General features: G+C 60.3%; 14 protein-coding genes. 13 read left to right on the forward strand and 1 reads right to left on the reverse strand.

Annotated features, from left to right (window positions below; all coding sequences use genetic code 11):
- Nucleotides 1–383: 383 nt before the first annotated feature.
- From J3481_RS09220 to J3481_RS09280, 13 genes are all read left to right on the forward strand, one after another.
- Nucleotides 384–590 (forward strand): hypothetical protein, encoded by a 207-nt coding sequence (locus J3481_RS09220; RefSeq protein WP_206831817.1) that lies wholly within the window; start codon nt 384–386, stop codon nt 588–590.
- Nucleotides 591–633: 43 nt separating this feature from the next.
- The gene (locus tag J3481_RS09225) at nt 634–2913 is read left to right on the forward strand and encodes a glycoside hydrolase family 3 C-terminal domain-containing protein (protein ID WP_206831816.1); all 2280 of its coding nucleotides are present in this window, start codon (nt 634–636) and stop codon (nt 2911–2913) included.
- Nucleotides 2914–3058: 145 nt separating this feature from the next.
- The gene (locus J3481_RS09230; protein WP_206831815.1) at nt 3059–4345 is read left to right on the forward strand and encodes an MFS transporter; all 1287 of its coding nucleotides are present in this window, start codon (nt 3059–3061) and stop codon (nt 4343–4345) included.
- A gap of 69 nt (nt 4346–4414) precedes the next feature.
- Nucleotides 4415–4597, forward strand: a complete 183-nt coding sequence (locus J3481_RS09235; protein ID WP_206831814.1) for a hypothetical protein — start codon at nt 4415–4417, stop codon at nt 4595–4597.
- Nucleotides 4598–4862: 265 nt separating this feature from the next.
- Nucleotides 4863–5372 (forward strand): flavin reductase family protein, encoded by a 510-nt coding sequence (locus tag J3481_RS09240; RefSeq protein ID WP_206831813.1) that lies wholly within the window; start codon nt 4863–4865, stop codon nt 5370–5372.
- A 61-nt stretch (nt 5373–5433) separates the two neighbouring features.
- Nucleotides 5434–6864, forward strand: coding sequence for an MFS transporter (locus J3481_RS09245; RefSeq protein WP_206831812.1), 1431 nt, complete (start codon nt 5434–5436; stop codon nt 6862–6864).
- A 51-nt stretch (nt 6865–6915) separates the two neighbouring features.
- Nucleotides 6916–7644: a GntR family transcriptional regulator gene (locus J3481_RS09250; RefSeq protein WP_206831811.1), complete on the forward strand. Its 729-nt coding sequence runs from the start codon at nt 6916–6918 to the stop codon at nt 7642–7644.
- Nucleotides 7604–8356 (forward strand): fumarylacetoacetate hydrolase family protein, encoded by a 753-nt coding sequence (locus J3481_RS09255; protein ID WP_206831810.1) that lies wholly within the window; start codon nt 7604–7606, stop codon nt 8354–8356. Before J3481_RS09250 ends, J3481_RS09255 begins: the two co-directional genes overlap by 41 nt.
- Entirely contained in the window at nt 8353–9894 is a 1542-nt protein-coding gene (gene hpaE, locus J3481_RS09260; protein ID WP_236011486.1) for a 5-carboxymethyl-2-hydroxymuconate semialdehyde dehydrogenase, read from the forward strand. The genes J3481_RS09255 and hpaE overlap by 4 nt, the downstream gene beginning before the upstream one ends.
- A gap of 26 nt (nt 9895–9920) precedes the next feature.
- Entirely contained in the window at nt 9921–11372 is a 1452-nt protein-coding gene (gene hpaB / locus J3481_RS09265) for a 4-hydroxyphenylacetate 3-monooxygenase, oxygenase component (RefSeq protein ID WP_206831809.1), read from the forward strand.
- Nucleotides 11369–12367: a 3,4-dihydroxyphenylacetate 2,3-dioxygenase gene (gene hpaD, locus J3481_RS09270; protein ID WP_206831808.1), complete on the forward strand. Its 999-nt coding sequence runs from the start codon at nt 11369–11371 to the stop codon at nt 12365–12367. The genes hpaB and hpaD overlap by 4 nt, the downstream gene beginning before the upstream one ends.
- Nucleotides 12368–12397: 30 nt before the next feature.
- The gene (gene hpaI, locus J3481_RS09275) at nt 12398–13303 is read left to right on the forward strand and encodes a 2,4-dihydroxyhept-2-ene-1,7-dioic acid aldolase (protein WP_206831807.1); all 906 of its coding nucleotides are present in this window, start codon (nt 12398–12400) and stop codon (nt 13301–13303) included.
- A gap of 191 nt (nt 13304–13494) precedes the next feature.
- Nucleotides 13495–13641 carry a hypothetical protein gene (locus tag J3481_RS09280; RefSeq protein WP_206831806.1) on the forward strand — a complete coding sequence of 49 codons (147 nt, stop codon included), beginning with the start codon at nt 13495–13497 and terminating at the stop codon, nt 13639–13641.
- Nucleotides 13642–13729: 88 nt separating this feature from the next.
- Here the strand turns inward: J3481_RS09280 and J3481_RS09285 are convergent, their stop codons facing one another.
- A complete protein-coding gene (locus tag J3481_RS09285) occupies nt 13730–15166 on the reverse strand; it encodes a catalase (protein ID WP_206831805.1) in 1437 nt (478 codons plus the stop codon).
- Nucleotides 15167–15293: the final 127 nt, after the last annotated feature.

The following is a 15293-nucleotide window of genomic DNA, read 5'->3' on the forward strand; positions in this document are numbered from 1 at the left end:
AGGGCTGTAGACACTACACGAGTTATCCACAGGTCCCACGAACCTGCATGGGCAAAGGGTTCGTGGGACTTTGTATGACTACGAAGTGTCGAAGTCGGGATGGATGCTTCCATGGTTACCGCCTCACTTTGGATGAGATTCGTACCGTTCATCTGAGAAATATTCTAGATGGCTCGTTGCCTGCGCGCTAGATTGACGTCAAAGGGCGAAAGCGGTTGCAAACCACTGCTTATCCGCACCACGCAGGGCTCCGTGAAAGGGGATGGTGCATCGTATGGAGGTCCATGTGACGCCACAGCCACAGGAAAGCGCGTTCATCACGTCCGCTGCGCGGCGGAATGTGTTGTTTGCTTCTCTTGGCACGTCCTACTTGGGTCTTTTTCATGACGTACGCCGGGCTGATTGTCGTCTTGCTTCCCGAACAGGTGGCTATCCTCGATCCCGCTCGTAAGGTGGACGACCTTGCGGTTGTCACCAGTATCTCCTCCCTCGCTGCGATTTTGGTTCTGCGGTTTCAGGGCCTCGCGGCATACGACGAACAGGCTTACGCCTTTGATAGGGCGCTTGTGAATCGAGCAAGTGCTCTATGACACAGGAAGAAACTAGAAATACGAAAGTAAAGGAGAGAAATCCATGTCATTTCGCGGTTTGATTTCGCAGCTCACCCTTGAGGAAAAAGCATCGCTCTGCTCGGGGCTCAACTTTTGGCAGACCAAGCCCGTCGAGCGTCTCGGCATTCCGTCCCTCCGCCTGACCGACGGTCCGCATGGCGTTCGATTGCAGCGGCCGGGCGGATCGTTCACCGATTCGGAGCCGGCGACTTGCTTTCCCACCGCCGCTACGCTCGCCAGCTCCTGGGATCCCGCTCTTGTCGAACGCGTCGGCCAGGCGCTCGGCGATGAGTGCCGCGCCCTCGGCGTGCACGTGCTGCTGGGACCTGGCGCCAACATCAAGCGATCGCCGCTATGCGGGCGCAATTTCGAGTACTTTTCCGAAGATCCGCTCCTCTCGGGCTCCATGGCGGCGGCCCACATTCGCGGCGTGCAGTCGCGCGGCGTCGGAACTTCGCTGAAGCATTTCGCCGCCAACAACCAGGAATACCGTCGCATGACGACGAGTGCCGAAGTCGACGAGCGGGCGCTGCGCGAGATTTATCTCGCGAGTTTTGAGGGCGCCGTCAAGGGCGGCCGGCCGTGGACCGTCATGTGCGCCTACAATCGCTTGAACGGCACCTACTGCTCGGAGAATCCCTGGCTTCTGACCCAAGTCCTGCGCGACGACTGGGGATTCGACGGCGTGGTGGTGTCCGACTGGGGCGCCGTGAACGATCGCGTCCAAGGGCTCGCCGCGGGACTGGACCTCGAGATGCCTGGCGGCCTCTATGCTCAGGATGGCGAAATTGTGAAAGCCGTCCGCGAAGGTCGGCTGTCTGAGTCGGTGCTGGATGCGGCGGTGGAGCGGTTGTTGACGCTCGTGGATCGCGCGTACCGAGAAGAAGCGGGACCGCCCGTCGATTGGGATGCCCATCACCGACTGGCTCGCCAAGTTGCGGCGGAGTCGATGGTGCTGTTGAAAAACGACGGAGATATCCTGCCGATAGCGCATGGCCAGCGGATGGCGGTCATCGGGGCCTTTGCGGTCTCGCCGCGATATCAGGGAGGCGGGAGCTCGCACGTGAATCCGGCGCGCCTGGACGAACCGCTTGCCGAACTCCGCCACACGTTTGGCGCGGACGCGGTTGTCTACGCGCCCGGATATGCGCTCGACGATGACGCGCCTCGCCCCGAGCTCATCGAGGAAGCCGTGAACGTGGCCCGTCAGGCCGACATTGCCGTCATCTTCGCGGGGTTGCCGGAGTCTTGGGAGTCGGAAGGGTACGATCGCGCCCACATGCGCATGCCGGACGCGCACGTGGCCCTCATTGAAGCCGTGGCGTCCGTTCAGCCCCACACGGTGGTCGTGCTGTCGAACGGCGCTCCCGTGGAGATGCCCTGGATCCATCGCGTGCCGGCCGTCATCGAGGCCTATCTCGCGGGTCAAGCGTTTGGCGGGGCCATCGCGGACATCTTGTCCGGCGCCGTCAACCCGTCCGGCAAGCTGTCGGAGACGTTCCCCGTTCGGCTGGAGCACAATCCGTCACATCCGTTTTTCCCTGGCGAAGGCGATCGCGTCGAGTACCGCGAGGGGATCTTCGTCGGCTACCGGTACTACGACACGAAAGACTTGGACGTGCTGTTCCCCTTTGGTCACGGGCTTTCGTATACGACGTTTGCGTACGAGGCCATCCGCATCTCCAAAACGAGTGTGCGTGACGATGAGCCGCTGACGGTCGAGATCGACATCCGCAACACGGGTGCGCGCGAGGGCAAGGAGGTCGTCCAGCTGTACGTCGAGCCTGAGACGCCGGGCGTGATCCGGCCTGTCCGCGAATTGCGCGCGTTTGCCAAGGTGGAGTTGCGGCCGGGGGAGATGAAGACGGTGACGTTGACGCTCGACAAACGGGCGTTTGCGCACTTTGACGTCCGGGACGGCGAGTTCAGGGTGCAGACGGGGACCTACCGGCTCCGCGCGGGCGCGTCCTCGCGCGACCTGCGGCTCGAAGCGGAGGTGCGCGTGGAATCCACGGCGCCGCCGCGCCCCGTCGAAGTCCATGCGAATGCGACCCTCGGGGATCTGCTCGCCGATCCCGTCACGGGGCCCGTGCTGCGCGAGCTGCTCCAAGAGAAGCTCGCCGGGTCGCCGCTGGGTAGCGAGGTCGAGGGAAATCCGACCCTGGAGGCGTTCCTGCGCTTCACGGCCATCGGCCGCGTTCCCACGCTGTTCGGCGTGCCGAGGGACGAGATCGGCCGCATTCTGGAGATGCTGCGGGAGGCGCAAAACCGCTCGGGGAGCGGGGCAGGGGACAATCGTTGACCGGTGCGGCCGCGCTTTCCGCTGTGCGACCGGGATGGCGCGGCCATGGGCCGCTGCGCGATGAGGCGTTCTATTCTGGCGCGCTTGGCCCTTCAGAAGTTCAGAGCGCGGTTCACAGCGTGTAATATGAGGAGGGCACACATATATGGATCAACAAGTCACACCATTTAAACGACTTTTTGTCGGTTTGATTCTCTCTGGTGTTGGTTTATGGACAGCCATTCTGACTCCGATTCTAGTTTTGTTAACTATTAAATTGCAATCCATTTCACCACAACATTTAACGCAGGATTTCGGAACCATTACAGGAATCGGTGCGTTGTTCGCTTTGGTCTTCAATCCGCTCGGCGGATGGCTCAGTGATAGAACGAGACTTGCTTTTGGGCGTCGAAGAACGTGGCTCTTGATTGGTGCCATCGGACTCGCTGCATCGATGCTGGGCATCGGACTTGCAAGAAGCGTTCTTGCCGTTGGTGTCCTATGGTGTCTGTGCCAAGCACTATTTAACATATCATATGCCGCAACAACAGCTCTGGTCGCGGATCAGGTACCAGAAGAAAAACGAAGCACTATCTCTGGCTCTTTTGGAATGTCCATTTACGCAGGTGAGTTAATTGGTTTGCAACTTGTGAATATGCTCAGTCACGGTACGGCGATTATGCAATGGGGTTCGATGGCCATACTTGCTGTGATTTCTGCAGTCATCGGGGTTGTGCTGATCAAAGAAGGCAAATTCACGGGCGTTGTTCAAAAAGCAAAAGGATTTAGCGTATGGAATATCATCCCCAACCCAAAGAAACATGCGAGTTTTGCATGGGCATGGCTTGCGCGCTTTTTGGTGATGATCGCTGCTACTGCGACAACCTACAACTCCGTGTTCTTGACGCAAAAATTCGGCTACAGTACAGCTGAGTTACCCGAAAAGGTCTTGCTACTCACGCTGATTTCAGCAGGTGGTACGATTGTATTTAGCATCATCGGCGGATATTTGTCCGACAAGGTTGGGAAGCAAAAACCGTTTGTTATCATATCCGGAACCGTTATGTCCCTTGGCCTTATCGTGATGGCATTTGCGCACAGTTTCGGGGTTGTTGAGCTCGCCAACGCAATTATGGGGATCGGTACGGGTACTTATATGGCAGTCGACCTCGCCCTTGTCACTCGCGTGCTACCGAACCCAGAAGACACGGCAAAAGACTTGGGTGTCATCAACATCGCCAATGCACTGCCGCAATCTCTGACGCCCTTCTTTGCCCCGTTCCTCATCGCCATTGGCGGATATCCTTTCCTTTATATCTTGTTGGGCGTTATCGGAATTCTCGGTGGCTTGGCGGTGCTTCCTATTCCTGAAATTGGATCAGGGAAAACGCCGGTTTCTACTTTCGGTGATAATGGTGGTAATAAGGCTAAAATCCAGAATAGTGGTTGCTAAAATCGTCATGGATCGGGGCGATAAAAAAGAGCCGCACTCCTCTTCTCAACATAGCAGGTGGACTCATGGATGTGGAATCCTACTGCGGTGCGGCTTGCTGGACTTATCCGCAGGCATGCGCCTGTATTACGGAGGCCCGCCGCGACAACCAGGCGTCAGGTGACGAAGCGCACGCCGGACGGCATGGTCGTGCAGCCAAGGGAGACGACCGAGGTGCGACTCTGCGGTCTCTGCGGATTGACAAGCTGCTAAGCATTCTGCGGATGGAACCTCGGGCACGAGGGTTGTCGACGCTACACAAGTCATCCACACGTCCCACGAACCCGCATGGGCGAGCGTTCGTGGGACTTTTGTATGACTACGAAGTGTCGAAGCCGGGCTCACAGCGCGGTCCAAAATGCGAATTGACGGAGTGTATGAAATCATATATGATAAGCACACAGCCCTCAGTGCAGTTGAGCAACGCCGCCGACGACGCGACAGCCTGAGGGAGCGCCATGAAGGGAGGGACGGGAGAATGCCCGAGGTGGATGCGAAGACATTTCGGCGCGCATGCGGGCTGTTCACCACCGGGGTGACCGTGGTGACGACCGTGGTCGATGGTCAGGTGCACGGAATGACCGCCAATTCGTTCACGTCGGTGTCGCTCGAGCCTCCGTTGGTGCTCGTGTGCGTGGACCTGCGGAGCAAAATGGCTCAACTCTTGTCCTCTTCGAAAGCGTTTACAATCAATCTGCTGGCGCATCATCAGGAACCCGTGTCGCGCCACTTCGCCGGATCCGACGGCGAGTGGAGCGGGAGCTTCATTCCGTTCGGCCCGTCGGTTCGCTTGGACGATTGCCTTGCCGCGCTGTCCTGCGAACGGTTCGCCCAGTATCCTGCTGGCGATCACGTCATCGTGATCGGCCGCGTGGAAGACATTTACCAGCCGGACGGAGAAGGCTCTCCCCTCGTGTTCTGGCGAGGGCGCTACACATCGCTCGTGGGGGAGAGCTCGTCGCAGCCCTGCTTGGGCAAAATCGTATAGGAAATCGAATGGGATAGCTCGCAGTCATCGCGCTCCGTTCATCTAAAGGAGGGAAATGTTCATGGGCACTGGCGTGCCTCTTTCGAGCGCGGCGGGCGTGTTGTCTCGCATGGAGAGGCTCAAGGCGTGGCCCCTCCCGAGACGGTTGTTCTTTGTCATAGGTCTCGGTTATCTCTTCACGTTCTATGACATCTTCGACGTGAACGTGTCATTCGTGCAGACGGCAATGGCCATCATCCCGGGTGCAACCCCGGAAAACGCGAGCCGCTACATCGGTCTTCCTATCTTTGCGAATTTGCTCGGCTATGTCATCGGTACGCTCGCGCTCAGCCCGCTCGCGGACCGGGTGGGGCGAAGGCGGATGTTGATGGTCACCATGTTCATCACGGGCTTGGGTTCGCTGTTCACGGCGTTCGCCACGAGTGATGGGTGGTTCGTCGTTGCGCGCGGGATCACAGGCGTGGGGGTCGCGGCGGACCTCGCGGTGGTCAACACTTACATGAGCGAAGTTTCGCCTCGTCGGGCTCGTGCAAAGTATACCTCGGGGCTCTTCATCTTCTCCGGTATTGGCGCGTTGGTCGGAATTTGGCTCGGCCTATGGCTTACGACGCCGAGCGCGCCGTTCCCACAGGGCTTGCCTTTTGCGTTGGCCTCCCCGTCGTTCAACTGGGGCTGGCGCCTGATGTACTACATTGGCGCTGTGCTCGCGCTGATCGCGCTTCTCTTGCGCGTCGAACTGCCCGAATCGCCGAGGTGGCTCGCGGCCAAGGGCAGGATCGAAGAAGCGGAGATCATCGTCGCGGACATGGAATCGCGCGCGGGCGCCGATGCGAATGAACCTGATCAAACGTCCCCTCCGATGGCTCGAACCGCGGATTCCTCGGCTCCTTACGGGGAACTGCTGACGAGTCCAGTCTACCGAAAGCGCGTATTCCTGCTTTTCTTCGTTTGGCTCTTCAGTTACGTCACGGTCTATGGATTTTCGGCCGGCATGACCACGTTGCTCGTGGGAGCAGGGTATCCGCCCAGCGAGGCCGGGCTCATTGTGGCCGTGGGCGTCGTCGGCATGTTGCTCGCAGGCATCGCCGCGTATGTCGCCGGAGAGGCGATGGAGCGAAAGACGTATTTGCTCATCTCTGCGCTGCTCACCATCGCAGGAGGGTTGGTGGTGGGGGTGGCGGGTCACCACCTGGCCATCTCGTATCTCGGCGCCGTGGTGCTCTTCTTCGGGCAAAACGTGTGGGTGCCGGTCTTTTACGCATGGACTGCGGAGAACTTTCCGGCGCGCGCCCGAACGAGCGGTTTCGCGCTCGTCGACGGAGCCGGTCACATCGGGGCAGGGGTCGGACTGTGGGCCATCGCTCCGTACATCCCTGCGCTAGGCGTCACGGGCGGTTTTGTGACCATGTCGGCGTTCCTCCTCGTGGCGGCTTTCATCGCCCTCGGCGGCATTTCATCCCGAGGCAAGATCCTCGAGGAAATCTCGCCGTAGCGCGGCAAAGTTGCGCTTTCGCAGACATAGGAAATCGTATACGATGGTGACATGACCAAACACATGCCGAGCAAACAACAGGTTGCGTATCACACGCTGAAGCAGAGAATTCTCGACGGGACCTACGGGCCTGGATATCGCATCGTGATCGATCGCGTCGCCAAAGAGTTGGGGGTGAGTGCGATACCCATCCGCGAGGCCATTCGCCGCCTGGAAGCGGAGGGCTTCGTGGAGGTGGAGCGGTTCAGCGGCGCGAAGGTGACGCGCATCGACGCGAGGATGTATGAAGATTGCCTTTCGGTGCTCGCGGTGTTGGAGGGCTACGCCACGGCGCAGGCGTACCGAAGCCTCACGGATGACGACTTTCAGGCGTTGCGCGAAACCAACGAGGCGATGCGCCAGGCCCGCTCGGACTTCGATCTCACGCTTTACAGCCGGCTCAATCAACAGTTTCACGAGATCATTCTGCGCCGGTGCCCGAATCGCTACCTCGTGGATGAAATTCACGCGGTTCGCGAGCGAATGGATGCGATGCGGGTCTCCGTCTTCAATCTCATCCCGCACCGCGCCAGTGACAGCATCGCGGAGCATGATAAGCTGATTCAACTCATGGCGGTGGACATCGGAGAAGAGGCCGTGGAGCGGTTTGCCCGTCAACACCGACTGGCCACGCTGGAGGCGTTCCGGCGCTGGAACGAACAACACCACCGCATGGTGGCGGAGCGGAAGGAGTGGTATCGTGCGTCACGCGAGGTTCATCCACCAGGGACGGATTCGTGAAGGCATCTTCGAGGGCGACGTGCTCCTGGATGAACAGGGCAGCGTCGTCCCCATCGACGGCGTGACCTGGCTTCCGCCGCTCGTGCCGAGGACTGTCTATGGGCTCGCCCTGAACTATGCCGATCACGCCGTGGAACTGAACCTGGAAAAACCCAAGGAGCCCGTGTTGTTCATCAAGCCGAACAGCTCGCTCATCGGACACCTGTCCCCCATCGTGTATCCCGCCGGCGTATCGTACATGCACTACGAGGCGGAACTAGCGGTCATCATCGGCCGAGCGGGGCGAAGGATCCGGCCGGATCGCGCCATGGATCACGTCCTGGGCTACACCATCGCAAACGATGTGACGGTACGCGACTTCGTGGGCAATCTGTACCGGCCGCCCATCCGAGCGAAAGGATTTGACACGTTCGGACCCATCGGGCCCTGGTGGGTCGATGCTGCCGATGTGGCCGATCCGCACCGGCTCGCCATTCGGACCTACGTCAACGGGGCCGTGCGGCAACAGGGTAACACCAAGGATCTGATCTTCCGAATGGATGACATCATCTCGTTCATCAGTTCCTTCGCGACGTTGTATCCGGGAGACGTGATCCTCACGGGCACGCCCGCCGGCATATCGCCCGTGACGCCCGGGGACGTGATCGAAATTGAAATCGAAGGCATTGGCCGGCTCAAGAATCCGGTGGTGGCAGAGGGGGCGTCGTCATGAACCAGGTGGATCAGCGCGAACGGGACACGAAGCTCGAGTTCGAATCGATCTCCGGGCCCGCGCTTCACTTTATCGATGGGCAGTTCGTGGAGAGTGTGGAGGGCGGATGGTTCGATACGCTGAATCCGACGACGAATGAGGTGTTGACCCAGGTTGCCGAGGGCACGGCCACGGACGTGGACCGGGCGGTGGAAGCCGCTCACCGCGCCTTTCACGATGGGCCCTGGGGCAGGATGAGCGCCAAAGATCGGGCCCGATACCTCTTGCGCATCGCGGATGCCATCGAGCGGCACGGAGAAGAGCTCGCCCGCTTGGAGGTCGCCGACACGGGCCTGCCCATCTCGCAGGCGCGGGGGCAGGCTGCGCGTGCAGCTGAAAACTTCCGTTTCTTCGCGGAAATGGCCACGCGCATGACCGGTGAGACGTTTCCCGTCGGCGAACAATTCCTCAACTACGCCATCCGCGTCCCGGTGGGCGTCGCGGGGCTCATCACGCCTTGGAACACGCCGCTCATGTTGGCGACCTGGAAAATTGCCCCGTGCCTTGCCGCAGGGAACACCGCCGTGCTGAAACCCGCCGAATGGTCCCCTCTCACGGCGACCAAGCTCGCCGAGATCATGCAGGAGGTGGATCTCCCGCCGGGCGTGCTGAACGTCGTCCACGGGTTCGGCGAGGTGGCGGGCGATGCGCTGGTCCGGCATCCCAAGGTACCTCTCATCTCCTTCACGGGTGAGACGACCACGGGGCGGATCATTATGAAGAACGGCGCGGACGCGTTGAAGCGCTTTTCGATGGAGCTCGGAGGGAAGTCGCCCGTGGTCGTGTTTGCCGACGCCGATCTCGACAGGGCCTTGGATGCCGTGGTGTTTGGCGTCTATTCGCTGAACGGGGAGCGGTGTACGGCGGGATCGCGTCTGCTCGTCGAGGAAGTCATCCGGGAAGAGTTTGAGGCTCGCCTTGCGGAGCGCGTGCGGCAGATTCGCCTCGGCCACCCGCTCGATCCGGCCACGGAAGTCGGGCCGCTGATTCATCCGGAGCACAAGCGCAGGGTGGAGGCGTATCTCGAGATCGGCCGGCAGGAGGGCGCCGTCATGGCAGTGGGAGGCGAGGTGCCTGCAGAACTCAAGCGCGGCAACTTCGTCCGGCCGACGCTCTTCGTCGGCGTCCGCAACGACATGCGCATCGCCCAGGAAGAGATCTTTGGCCCGGTTCTCGTGTCCATTCCGTTTGCGACCGAGGAGGAGGCAATTCGTTTAGCGAACGGCGTGCCATACGGACTGGCGGCATATATTTGGACGCGGGACCTTGAGCGCGCGCACCGAGTCGCACGGCGGATTGAATCGGGCATGGCTTGGATCAATTCGCAGAATGTCCGCGACTTGCGCACGCCGTTCGGCGGCATGAAGCAAAGCGGCGTGGGGCGCGAAGGTGGACACTACAGCTTCGAATTTTACACCGAGTGGAAGACGGTGCACGTCGCGCTTGGACAGCATCCCATTCCGCGTTTCGGCGCGTCGAACGCCGGGGCGCAAAGCTGAGCCATCACAGGATGAGGTGACATGCCATGGGAGCGAAGAGCGGAGCGGAATATGTGGAGCGGCTGAACGCGGAACCCCGTGAGGTGTGGATTCACGGCCAGCGGGTCGAAGGCAAGATTTCGGAACATCCCGCCTTTCGCAATGTCATTGAGAGCATGGCGAGATTGTACGACATGCAGTGCCATCCCGCCCTGCGCGATGAGATGACGTACGAGGAAGGCGGCAAGCGTTACGGCTTGTCCTGGCTTGTGCCGAGATCGCGCGAGGATCTCGTCAAGCGGGGGCGCATGATGCAGCGGTGGGCCCGCGCGACCTTCGGGATGATGGGGCGGACGTCCGACTACCTGAACGTCGCCATCACGGCCATGTCGCAAGCAAGCGCTTACTTTGCGGGCAATCACCCATCGTACGCGGAAAACATCCAAGCCTACTACCAATACGCGCGCGAACGCGATCTCACGCTCACCCATACCCTCATTGCGCCGCAGGTCAACCGATCCGTGAGCGTCGGAAAACTTCAGGATCCCTACATCGCGGCACGCGTGGTGGAGAAGACGAGCCGCGGCGTCGTGATTCGCGGCGCCAGGCTTCTGGCCACGCAAGGGCCCATTGCGGATGAAATCCTGGTGTTTCCCTCGACCGTTCTCCGCAACACGGAGGAGGACGCGCCGTATTCGTTCGCCTTTGCCATTCCCAGTTCGACACCTGGGTTGCGGTATATCTGCCGCGAGAGCTTCGATTACGGGCGGTCCCACTTTGATCACCCGCTCGGCTCCCGCTTCGAAGAGATGGATGCCATCGTCGTCTTCGACGACGTCCTCGTCCCGTGGGATCGCATCTTCCTCCTCGAGGACGCGGATCGGTGCAATCAGCTGCATCAGGCGACGCACGCCGTCGTGCACATGACGTATCAGGTGGTGCATAAAAATATCGCCAAGTGTGAATTTCTGCTCGGGCTCGCGGAGGCCATGGTCGATGCCATCGGCATTGCCCAGTTCCAGCACGTGAAAGAGAAGGTTGCGGAGCTCATCCTCGCGCTGGAGACCATGAAAGCGTTTTTGCGGGCGTCGGAAGCTGATGCCGAACTGGACGAGTACGGCGTCATGACGCCAGCATGGGCTCCGCTGAACGCGGCCCGGAATCTGTTTCCCAAAACGTATCCTCGCCTCGTCGAGATCATCCAACAACTTGGCGCCAGCGGACTTATGGCCATTCCCACCGAGGCGGACTGGAATGCCGAGATTCGCGGCGACTTGGAGCGATTCCTGCAAGGACGCAACATCGACGCGTATCACCGGCTCAAGCTGTTCCGCCTGGCCTGGGATGCCGCGCTCTCGAGCTTTGGCTCCCGCCAGGTCTTGTACGAGCGCTTCTTCTTCGGCGATCCCGTCCGGATGTACGGCGCGCTCTACGATTCCTACGATAAGACCGAGTATGTGTCCCGTGTGAAGGCGTTCTTGGACGGTGAGGTCCAGTGAGACAGACGCTTCCGTATTCCGTTGTCCGGGCTGGTCACGCCGAGCTCCTGGTGCGCGACCTCGACGCCTCGCGCCGATTCTACGAAGACGTCCTCGGTTTCGTCGTCACGGAGGAACGGGACGGACAGCTGTTTCTTCGCGGCGTTGAAGAGCGGCATCATCACAGCCTCATCCTGACGCAATCGGATGTGCCCATGCTCGGCCACCTCGCGTTTCGGGTGGAGGCGGACGAGGATCTGGAGGGCATTGCGGCCTACTTCGAAGCTCGCGGCTGTCGGTTCCATTTCGTCGAGGACGGACATGAACCTGGTCAGGGCCGGGCGCTGCGCGTGCAAGATCCATTCGGATTCCCACTCGAATTTTACGCGGAGATGGAGCCCGCCGAGTGCCTGCTTCAGAAGTATCACCTGCACAAGGGGGCGGGTGTCCGCAGACTCGATCATTTCAACTGTTTCGTCCCGGACCTCGCCCGCTGCGAGTCCATGTGGCGCACGGATTTCGGTTTCCGCGTCACGGAGTATGTGGAAACGGATGATGAGCCGAAGAGCGTCAAGGCCGTCTGGCTTCACCGAAAGGGCAACGTGCACGATCTCGCCCTCATGGAGGGAAGGGGGCCTCGCCTTCATCACCTGGGATTTTGGATGGACGACATGGGGAGCATCATTCGCGCGTGCGACATTCTGGGCGGTGCGGAGATGCATGAGCACATCGAACGCGGACCGGGCAGACATGGCATCTCGAACGCGTTCTTCCTGTATCTGCGCGATCCCGACGGCCACCGAATCGAACTCTACACGTCGGATTATCTGACGGTGGATCCCGATCATCGGCCCATCCGCTGGAGCGCGACCGATCCTAGGCGGCAGACGTTGTGGGGCCATCAGACGCCGGAGAGCTGGTGGCGGGACGGGTCGAGCGTCATGGATTGGGAGCGCAGAGCGCCGGTTGAGGTCTCCGGCCTGACCGACGCGCGCGCAGCTGGGTACATCAAATGAAACATGGTCGTCAGGAAAAGGGGGAAGCTCATGACAGCCGGTGGCGACGTGCGCGATCGCCTGAAGGGATCCATTGTGCCGATGGTGACACCGTTTCTCGATGACGGATCGTTTGATGAGAAGGCGTATCGCGATTTGATCGAGTGGCAAATCGAAAGTGGATCGCACGGGATCTCGTGTGCGGGAACGACCGGGGAGCCGAGTTCCCTCACCGTGGAGGAGCGCGAATATCTGTTCGAGGTTACGGTGAACGCCGTGCGCGGGCGCGTGCCTGTGGTCCTCGGGACGGGATCGACGAATCACGCGGAAACGCTGCGCCTGACGAAGACGGCGGAAAAGCTGGGGGCGGACGCCGCGCTCGTGATTGTCCCGTACTACAATCGCCCTTCGCAGGAGGGGCTCTATCGGCACTTTCGCGCGGTGGCGGACAGCGTGAACATGCCCATCATCCTGTACAACATTCCCGGTCGAACCGGTGTGAATCTCGAGCCCACGACGATGGCGCGGCTCAAGCGCGATTGCCGCAATATTGTGGGCGTCAAGGAGTCCAACAAGGACTTCGAGCAGGTCACGCGCGTGTTTCAGGCATGCGGGCGGGATTTCCTGGTTTACTCCGGAATTGAGCTTCTGTGCTATCCGATGCTCGCCTTGGGAGGTGCCGGCCATATCAGCGCCACGGCGAATCTCATGCCGAGGGAAGTGGCTCGGTTGTACGATCTCGTCGCGGCAGGGCGATGGCAGGAAGCGATGGATCTGCATTTTTACCTTGCGGAGTTGAACGAAGCCCTGTTCTGGGAGACGAATCCCGGGCCCGTGAAGGCGTGCCTGGCGATGATGGGGAAAATCCGCCCCGTGGTGCGGCCGCCGCTGGCCTTGCCGGGTGAAGAACTGTCCGCAAAATTGCGCGACGTGTTGGTCTCCTACGGGTTGCTGTAGATGGATGCGCACGGCTGTGCGGGAGGTCGGCTGCACGGGGGCCCTCGTGCAGCCGTGCCTCGCTGCCGCAGAAGACGCGGCAGCGCGCGGATGGAAACTGCATATTCTGAACATTCGGTTGAAAATTCCCCCCTCCCGTGCTATGATCGGTCTCAATCCAAGAGACGCGATTCCGACGGGAGTGGTGAGAAATGCAGAAGACGGCTGAGACCACCACATGCGTCCTGTGTGGCTCGGAGATTCCGGAACCGTGCAGGCCATGGGAAGAGCGCGAATGGGAGAGGCTTTGCGACGATTGCGTCGACCGCTGGGTGCGCGACGCGCAGTCCGAGTGGTGAAGCGCGTTCGAACGATGCCACACCGCGGACCAAGGGACGCCCGGACCTACAGGACCGGGCGTCCCTTGGTTTGGAATCGTGGGTGCGGTCAAGCTCTCGCCAGAGACTCCGACACTCGCTTCGCGAGCTCCGGGTCGATTTGTTCAAAGTGATACATCTGTCGCTCGACGATGTCTGGTTCCACCTGACGCAGCGACGCCGCGAGGTTGTCGATCAGATCCGCCTGCTCAGCCGGCGGAAGCAGGCGGTACAGCTTGCGGGGCTGCGTGTAAAAGTCGCGATCGCGATATTCGTGGTGGCCCACCAGCCCATGCACGGGATATTCCGGGCCACGTGCGCGCTCCGTCGGCGCCGGTTCGCCAAACCGATTGGGATAGTAGTTGACGCTGCCGCCGCCATTGTCATCGAAGCGCATGGCGCCGTCTCGCTGATAGTTCTGGGCGGAAGTGGCGTGCGGACGATTGACGGGCAGCAAGTTATAGTTGGCGCCCAGACGGTATCGGTGGGCATCCCCATAGGCGAACAGCCGACCTTGCAGCATCTTGTCTGGCGAGAATCCGATGCCAGGCACCACATTCGCGGGCGAGAAGGCGGCCTGTTCGACCTCTGCGAAATAGTTCCGCGGATTGCGGTTCAATACCAACTTGCCGACCGGGATGAGCGGGTAGTCGCCGTGCAACCACACCTTCGTCACGTCAAACGGATCGAAAGCGTAGGCCTCGGCGTCTTGAAACGGCATGATTTGAACGTAGAGCGTCCATGAGGGGAAGTTCCCTTGTTCGATCGCGTCGTAAAGATCGCGAGTCGCGAAGTCCGGATCGCGGCCCGCCATCTCCACGGCCTCGTGCCGCCGAAAGTTGCGGATGCCCTGATCCGTGAGGAAGTGATATTTGACCCACACGATCTCTCCCTCGTCGTTGATCCAGGAAAACGTGTGAGAGCCGAAGCCATGCATGTGCCGATATCCGTAGGGCGTGCCGCGATTCGAAAAGAGAATGAGCACTTGGTGCATGGATTCCGGCGTCAAGCTCCAGAAGTCCCACATCATGTTGGGGTCCTTCAGATGCGTCTGCGGATGGCGCTTTTGGGTGTGAATGAAGTCCGGGAACTTGAGCGGATCCCGAATAAAGAACACCGGGGTGTTGTTCCCGACGAGATCGTAATTGCCTTCTTCCGTGTAAAATTTCACCGCGAAGCCGCGCGGATCGCGCTCCGTGTCGGCTGATCCCTGTTCCCCGCCGACCGTGGAAAAGCGGACAAAGACCTCCGTGCGCTTGCCAATTTCACTCAGAAAAGCTGCCTTCGTGTAACGGCGCACGTCGTGCGTGACTTCGAAGTAGCCGTAAGCGCCTGCGCCTTTGGCGTGAACGACTCGTTCCGGAATTCGCTCGCGGTTAAAGTGGGCCAGTTTTTCAATCAGATGAACATCTTCAAGCGTGACCGGGCCCCGGGGACCCGCGGTCCTGGAATGCTGATCGTCGTAAACGGGCGCGCCGGTTTCGCGCGTCATTGGGCGATCCGTCATCTTCATCACCTCAATATGAGTTTCGGTGTTAGACTTAATATAAATCTAAATCTATATCCACGCAAGGCGTCGCAAGTGAACGGGTCTTGATTTATGATAGTGCGGAGGAGACGAAAGAGGGGTTGAC

This window comes from Alicyclobacillus fructus, from assembly GCF_017329605.1.
In the GTDB taxonomy this organism is placed as follows: domain Bacteria; phylum Bacillota; class Bacilli; order Alicyclobacillales; family Alicyclobacillaceae; genus Alicyclobacillus; species Alicyclobacillus fructus.